A 7249-nucleotide genomic window follows, 5' to 3' on the forward strand; every position below is an offset into this window, starting at 1 on the left:
TCGTCGGGACGCCGCTGTCGTCGATCAACCGGATCATGGCCACGGGCCGCAAGGCGGGCATCTTCAACGGGTACTGCGGAGCGGAGAGCGGGAACGTGCCGGTGTCCACGGTGGCGCCAGCGGTGCTGCTGCAGGAGATCGAGCTGCAGCGCGCGATGGAGGGCAAGGACCGGCCGCCCATCCTGATGAGCCCGGCCTCGAGCACCACCGCGAGCGGTGACGTGAAGTAGGAGCCCGGAGGAGACAGGTCCAAATCCTGTCTTTTTGAACGGTCAGGTGGTTGAGCCCATTGGGTTACGGGCCGGAGGCTTTTCTCGCCTCCGGCCCGTCTCCTTTTTCGGCCCCATCTCCGCTCTGCTGTCCGAGGGTTTGACGTAGAATGGCCGCGCCTGTTGCGAAGAGGGACCGTTCCGCGAGGACGGGTGCTCGTTCCCCCGAGACAGGAGAAAGCCCATGACCGTCGACTTCTACTGTTTCAACATTGGGACCAGCCACAATCGCAACGAACCGACGAACCTGCTGGTCAGGCTGCACGTGCAGTGCGCTGCCCTCGAATGGAGCCGCATCAGCAAACGCAAGAAAAACAAGCTGATCTCGCCGAAAGAATATATCGACAATACGCGCGGGGTCACCGCCTACAAATACATCAATGACGGCGTCGGCTCGAAAGAGATTGGTGGGAAGGATGGCGTCTACCTGGGCGGGGGGGTCACCTCCAGAGGTTCCCTCATGGGAGCGGGGCTGTCCCAGAAAGCACGGGACACCCTGGAGGACATCAAAGCCATCAACCCCCTCCCCGATCGCTTCTTCCTCGCGGGGCATAGCCGCGGCGCAATCCTCTGCATCGAGATAGCCGACCTGATGAGGCAGGATCCAGACTTGAGGGACAAGGAGGTCTACATGTTCCTGTTGGACCCCTGCAAGTTCTCGGTCCAGACCTCCTTCACGGGATCTTCGGGAAGGGCGTTTGGTGACACCCTCTACCCGAACGCAACCCAGGTGAGGGTTGTCGCGGCGGAGGATCTGTCCGATGGCCCGATGCATGGAGGCAACTTCAAGCTGTGCACACTCTATCTCTCGACCCATGGTTCGAACCGGAACGAGGTGACCAATCCCGGGAACAATCAGGCCTTCGCGCACATGGAGTACCTGCGGATACCTGGAAGTCATGGGACGGGGTCGCAGGTGGATGGGCATCCCATTGGAGACCTGACCTACGAGCTGGCGTATGGGTTCTTCGCGGAGAACGGAGCCACTGTCCTGGCGCCCTACCCGTGGCGGGTCCGGGAGAATGGCCTGAACTGGGACGAGGACGCGCACGAGCTGCGCCTCATCGAGCGCTATGCCCGGACGAAGCTCGTCAATCCCTGGATCGAAGGCAAGGGGCGGCTGATCAACGACAGTGGCGTCTTCAGGTTCGACGCGAACAAGTCACGCAAGGATCGGCTCAACACCATGGGGGTCACGAACAGATTCTTCAAGCATCCCCTCTTCGCGACCGAGCACCACCATGCGTTGTTCGAGAAGCACTTCCCGAAGTACAGCCAGATCTTGTCGCAGAATGAGCAAGCCATCCAAAAACACGCGGTCGTGCTGAACGGCACCAGCCCCTTGTTCAAGTTCACCTGCGTGAAGCTTCACGGGATGAGCGGCCACGAGCTGGGCGAGGAACTCGCCAGCATGCAGGCGCGGTGTCCGTCGATGCACAAGCTGCTCTCCCTTTACGTGAGTAGCCAGGACGAGGATGAGGGCCTGGGGAGCGACCCCTGGGAGCTGCGTCGCTTCGAGCGGCGGTACACGCGGTTCAAGGCCCAGACCGCGCTGCCGAGCAGCTACGCCTTCTGGAGCAGTTGGGACGACCTCCCCCAGGAGCTTCCCCAGGAGTTGAGGAGACGACCGGACTGGGAGGATTGAGGCAGGCCCACGGTCTCCCTGCCCAGCCTGCACAAGGCCGCGAACAGCTCTTGTGCCGGGTCACCTGGCTCGTGGGCGTCCCGTTCCGGACAGGCCCGTGCGACTGGCGCAGGAGTGCCCGGGCGGAGGGCCGTGGAAACCCTCAATCACATCGTGGTGTAGCGAGGGGGGGAGGACCATGAGAAGAGGAACTGCGTGGATGCGCGGGGCGAGGTGTGTGCTGCTCGCCCTGGTAGCGTTCTCGGTCGGCTGCGGCCCGAGCGCCGTGGAGGCGCCCGAAGGAGACGCCTCTCGGACCCGGGTAGCGCAGGCCGTTGGCAGCGAGGGGCGGACGCTCTGGGTGCGCCGCAGCGTCAATGTTCCGGAGAGGGAGGTCCTCGGGCAGGGCATCACCATCGACCGGGACGACAACACCATCGCCATTGGCATCTACAAGGGTACACCTGACTTCGGGAGCGGCCCGCTGCCGCCCCTGTCGCAGCCGGATGGCTTCAACGCATTCCTCGTGAAGTACACACGGGAGGGTCGCTTGCTCTGGGCCCGCGGCTTCGGTGGCGAGCCGCAGGAGCTGGGAGACGAGCCCGTCACGCTCTTCGCCCAGGTGGTGACGGACCACAGGCGCCACATCACCCTCATCGGGAGCACCAGCGCTCCGGTGGACTTCGGAGGCGGCCTGGTACCGGCGGGCGCGTTCATCGTGCAATTCGACTCCGACGGCGACTTTCGCTGGGCGCGTCACATCCCGGGAAGGTCCCTCGCCGACCGCGTTGTCCTCAGGGAGCTGGCGGTCGACGGGGAGGACCGTCTGCTCGTGGTGGGCCTCATCAACGGGCGGGTGGATTTCGGTGGCGGTCCCCGCACGTCCACGGGCGATGGCGCCTTCGTCGCGAAGTACACGCGCGAGGGCGGGTACGTGTGGGACCGCGTCTTCGATACGCCAGACGCCAGCTCCTTCACGGGCGTGGCCACGGACTCGGACAACCACGTCTACGTCTCGGGCGTCTTCCTGGGCAGGGCCGACTTCGGCGGGGGCACGCTGTCCGGCCCCGGCGCCGAGCTGTCCGTGGTCGCCCGCTTCACCCCGTCCGGCGCGCACGTCTGGTCCCGCACGCTGGAGGACGTGACGGGAGTGGACGAGAGGGGCGCGATCCGCCTCAGCAACATCGCCGTGCACGGCAACCGCGTGGTGGTGGTGGGCGAGTTCACCGGCAGCTTCGAGTTCGACGGGCGCACGTTCACCAACACTCGCCCCGACCGAAGCGGCCTCGTGCTCGCGATGACGCGGGACGGGGAGGACCGGTGGGGACGGATTCTTGGCTTCTCGGTCCAGCAGGTGCGCGCGGACCTGGAGGACGACGTGACGGTGATCGGCACGGCGCTGCCGGGCGATGACGTGGGCACGGGGCCGCTGCCCGCCACCCCCGCCAACTCTTTCTTCATCAGCAAGTTCGATCGGGTGAATGGCGCGCGAGACTGGGTGCGCACCTTCGACGCGCAGGCCGCTCCCTTCGCCTTCCTCGCCGTCGCCCGGCACGGAGAGGTCGCGGTCACCGGCGCGTTCTTCGCCCCGGTGGACTTCGGTACGGGCACGCTCCTCCCCAGCTCGGACTTCTTCGAGGCGTTCATCTTCCGCACCTCTCCCTAGCGAAGGGCAGAACCCGCCTTCGCCCGAAGGGGTGCTCTTCGGGCGAAGGGCCCGGTCAGTCGAAGAGGGCCCGGCAGGGGCGGGAGGTGGTGCCGTCACAGAGCGCCCCGGAGGCACTCCGGCAGGACAGGCTCGAGCAGCAGGGGCTGTTCGGGGAGCACGCCTGACCCCCGGAAGAGCAGGTGGCTCCCGGCTGGCAGTTTCCGGCGGTGCTCCCGTCGAGAACCCACGCCAGCCAGTCAATCCAACTCACCGTCCCACTGCGCCCAGCAGTTTGTAATAGAGGACCGTGCTCCGCAGGGAGCCATCGGCGATCTGAGCGTACTGGGGAATCACCCCGGCCCGAATCCAGCCAAGGGATTGGTAGAGCCGCTCGGAGGGAGCCCCTTCCAGGGTGTCCAATACCAGGGTGCTCTTCCCCCGCTCGCGGGCGCGCTCCTCCAGGGCCCGCATGAGCGCGGCCCCGAGGCCCCGGCGTTGGAAGCTCGAATGGACCAGCACCTTGGACACCTCTGCCCGGTGGCGGGCATTGGCCTTGTCTGCCTCCACCAGCTGGGCCGTGCCGGCGACCCGGCCGTCCACCCTGGCCAGGGCCAGACTGCGCGAGGGAGAGGCCAGCTCCGCCACCACGCCCTCCCAGTAGGCGCGAGCCTCCGCCGTCTCCAGCGGCGGCAGGAAGCCCACGGAGGCTCCGCTGTCCACGGAGTCCCTGAGCAGCTCCACCAGGGCGTCCAGGTGGGACGCCGCTTCAATGGCATCCAGGAAGCGGATCTCCACGTTCACGCGGGCTCTCCAGCTCGAAGCAGGTCGAGGCACCTGGCTACCCGGAGCGAGGGAAGAAGAGAAGCCCTCTTTCGCGGTGTCCGCATCCAGCGCGTCACCCGGGCTCCGGCAGGGTGAGCACCTCGCAGCCTTCGCGCGTCACCAGGATGGTGTGCTCGAACTGGGCGGAGAGGCTCCCGTCCTGTGTGACCACGGTCCACTTGTCCGGCAGCACCCGCACCTCCGGGCGCCCGAGGTTCACCATGGGCTCGATGGTGAGGACCATGCCCGAGCGCAGCGTGATGCCCGTTCCCCGCTTCCCCACGTGAGGCACGTGGGGCGGCAGGTGCATGGAGCGGCCGATGCCGTGCCCCCCGAACTCCTCCACCACGCTGCAGCCCTCCGCCCGTGCCAGCTCCTGGATGGCCGCGCCGATGTCTCCCAGCTTCGCCCCGTGGCGCACGACCGCGATGCCCGCATCCCGGCACCGGCGTGCCACCTCCACCACATGCCGCGCTTCCGCCGACACCTCGCCAATGAGGAACGTGGCCGAGGTGTCCCCGTGAAACCCATTGAGGCACGTGGTCACGTCCACGTTGACGATGTCCCCCGGCGCCAGCCGCTCCTCCGCGCGCGGGATGCCATGGCAGACCACGTGGTTGCGGCTGGTGCACACCGTGGCGGGGAAGCCGTGGTAGCCCAGCTGGCTCGGCGTGCCCCCGCGCCGCGCGGTGTCCTCCCGCACCCACGCGTCGATGTCCGCCGTCGACACCCCCGGCGCCAGCCGCGCCGCGACGTGAGCCAGTGTCCCCGCCGCCGCCTGTCCCGCGAGGCGCAGGCGTTCAACCTCGGTCCCCTTCAACAATGGAATCCCCATGGCGCGGCAAGGTGGCACCCGCGCTGTCGGAGCGTCCAATGCTGTATGGGTATGGAGGTGGGAGGACGGAGCCCCGTGTACCGGCGCCCAGGTCCGCGCTAAGCTCACCGGCCGTGAGTCTCACGCACATCCAGTCCTTCGTCGCGGTGGCCGAGGAGGGCCACGTGGGGCGTGCCGCGCGCCGGCTCCACCTCACCCAGCCTCCCCTCAGCCGCCACATCCTCACGCTCGAGGACGAGCTCGGCACGCCGCTCTTCGAGCGCACGTCCCGGGGCATGCGCCTGCTGCCCGCGGGCGAGGCGTTCCTGGGCCACGCCCGCCGCATCCTCGCCGAGGTGGATGCGGCGGTGCACACCGTGCGCAGCCGCGGCGCCTCTATCCCTCCCCCTCACATCAAGTAGGAGGACTCGAGCCCCATCTCCTGCACCGAGCCGTGGCCGTCCCGCCGGTCCTCACGATCCGTGTCCTGGCGGGCGCGCGTCTTGCGCGGACGCTTGCCCGCGAGCGTGGCGGGCTCGGGTGACAGGCCCTCGGCCTTGCGGCGTGCGGCCCGCAGCGCGTCCTTGCCCATGTCGAGCACGGCCGACACGGCGCCCGCCACCAGATTGCCCGGCGGCGTATCCGGGGCGCGCGGGTGGGGCCGCGTCGGGGCGGCCCGCTTGGCCAGCAGCAGCGCCTCCGCCATGTCCTTGAGCTCGCGCGGACTGAAGGCCTTGCGCACCTGGGGGAACAGCTCGCGCTCCTCCTCGGCCACGTGGGTGCGGATGTTCTCCATCAGCACCTTCACCTTGGCCTCGAAGCGCTCGGCCTCCGGTGGCAGGTTCTCCAGCTCCTTCAAGGTCCACTTGACTACATGGTGCTCCTCAAGGGCCTCGAGCACCAGGTCCTCGAGCTTGTCCGCCTTGGCGCGCACCGCTGGATAGAAGACCATCTCCTCGATGACCGCGTGAATGGCCAGCTCACGCACCATCTGGTCCACCAGCTTGCGCTTGAGCTTCTTCGCGTTCTTTCCCGCCTGCTCGAACTTGCGGAAGAGCGTCTCCACGGTCTTGTGGTCCGCCTTCAAGAGCGCAATGGCATCCATTGAACGCCCTCCTTTCCCTGGAGGGCCAGCACCCGTCGGGCGCGGCCCGGTTCGCTCGAAAGGTTGGCGACGCTGCTCGCCGCGTGCCGCGACCGGGCGAGGCGAGGGCCTCGACAGCCTGGAGGGCATGCAGGCATGGACCGGGGGGGTGGAAACGAAACGACCGGGAGTCCGAGCCGAAGAGGCGCGGATCCCGGTCGGGGGTTTCGCAGCGGCGGGGACGGCTAGTTGATGACCGGCTGGCAGGAGCAACCGGGGTTGGTGGGCGTGGGCATGACGCACCGGGTGCCCGTGGGGCAGCTATCGCCGCAGTTGGGCTTGCAGACGCACTGGTTGGCCTCGCAGCCGAGCTTCTCGCCGGTGCAGTGGTCTTCCTCGGTGGGGCTGTAGGCCGGGTCGTCCTTGCACGGCACGCCGCCGTTGGGATCCTTCACCTCGTCCACCCAGTACCTGTAGGACACGGCCACCTGGGTGTTGTTGCTCGACGGGCGGCAGGCGCCGAAGAGCGAGAGGGTGCGCGCGCTGCCGTCGAAGTCGAAGCCGTTGACGTTGCTGCGCGGCACGTTGTTCGGCGTACAGGCCGCCGGATTGAGCACGCCGCCGAGGGCCACCTTGATGGACGCGCCGATGGGCGGCTTGCCCGTCTTGTGGCCCGCGTTGCCGATGGCGTCGTCGATGATGGCATCCATCGAGGCCTGGATGGAGGCGGTGTCGCTGATGGAGCCGAGCACGCCACCGGTGACGTTGACGACGTCGGCGTGACGCAGCTTCGCCACGCCGTTCACGGGCTGCGGGTTGTACTCGCGGGTGCTGTTGCTGAGGTTGCAGGGCTTCGAGGTGTCGGTGCAGCCGCAGGCCTGGCCGGACGGGCACACGATGCCGTGCACGGTGATCTGCTTGCCCGTCTTGTTGCTGGGGGGCGGGAACTCGGAGCGAGTGCCGAAGAACTGCTTGAACTTGTTGAGAT

The 7249-nt window shown here is 67.6% G+C and carries 6 protein-coding genes and 2 pseudogenes; 4 read left to right on the top strand and 4 right to left on the bottom strand.

From position 1 onward, the window contains the following. The 3 genes and pseudogenes from VF697_RS08830 to VF697_RS08840 form a co-directional block, all read left to right on the top strand. Positions 1–230: pseudogene (locus VF697_RS08830) on the top strand (TldD/PmbA family protein); the annotation flags it as partial. 223 nt (positions 231–453) lie between these two features. Then, a complete protein-coding gene (locus tag VF697_RS08835; RefSeq protein WP_331093221.1) occupies positions 454–1914 on the top strand; it encodes a hypothetical protein in 1461 nt (486 codons plus the stop codon). 178 nt (positions 1915–2092) lie between these two features. Then, complete coding sequence (locus tag VF697_RS08840; RefSeq protein ID WP_331093223.1) at positions 2093–3559, top strand: hypothetical protein; 1467 nt, start codon at positions 2093–2095, stop codon at positions 3557–3559. 249 nt (positions 3560–3808) lie between these two features. Here VF697_RS08840 and VF697_RS08845 read toward each other — a convergent pair whose 3' ends face one another. Further along, a complete protein-coding gene (locus tag VF697_RS08845) occupies positions 3809–4342 on the bottom strand; it encodes a GNAT family N-acetyltransferase (protein ID WP_331093225.1) in 534 nt (177 codons plus the stop codon). A 94-nt stretch (positions 4343–4436) separates the two neighbouring features. Beyond that, positions 4437–5198, bottom strand: a complete 762-nt coding sequence (gene map / locus VF697_RS08850; protein ID WP_331093227.1) for a type I methionyl aminopeptidase — start codon at positions 5196–5198, stop codon at positions 4437–4439. A 113-nt stretch (positions 5199–5311) separates the two neighbouring features. Here map and VF697_RS08855 point away from each other — a divergent pair, with 113 nt between their 5' ends. After that, positions 5312–5599 carry a LysR family transcriptional regulator gene (locus VF697_RS08855; protein ID WP_331093229.1) on the top strand — a complete coding sequence of 96 codons (288 nt, stop codon included), beginning with the start codon at positions 5312–5314 and terminating at the stop codon, positions 5597–5599. Here the strand turns inward: VF697_RS08855 and VF697_RS08860 are convergent. Beyond that, a complete protein-coding gene (locus VF697_RS08860; protein ID WP_331093231.1) occupies positions 5587–6282 on the bottom strand; it encodes a hemerythrin domain-containing protein in 696 nt (231 codons plus the stop codon). The two genes, VF697_RS08855 and VF697_RS08860, sit on opposite strands and share 13 nt — an antisense overlap. A gap of 224 nt (positions 6283–6506) precedes the next feature. Further along, a pseudogene (locus VF697_RS08865) lies at positions 6507–7249 on the bottom strand (thrombospondin); the annotation flags it as partial.

It is taken from the genome of Archangium sp. (assembly GCF_036388035.1).
Taxonomy (GTDB): domain Bacteria; phylum Myxococcota; class Myxococcia; order Myxococcales; family Myxococcaceae; genus Archangium.

Excerpts from the sequence above, each read along its gene's own strand:
- map (WP_331093227.1), bottom strand. The coding sequence starts at position 5,198 with ATGGGGATTCCATTGTTGAAGGGGACCGAGGTTGAACGCCTGCGCCTC.
- VF697_RS08840 (WP_331093223.1), top strand. The coding sequence starts at position 2,093 with ATGAGAAGAGGAACTGCGTGGATGCGCGGGGCGAGGTGTGTGCTGCTC.
- VF697_RS08835 (WP_331093221.1), top strand. The coding sequence starts at position 454 with ATGACCGTCGACTTCTACTGTTTCAACATTGGGACCAGCCACAATCGC.
- VF697_RS08860 (WP_331093231.1), bottom strand. The coding sequence starts at position 6,282 with ATGGATGCCATTGCGCTCTTGAAGGCGGACCACAAGACCGTGGAGACG.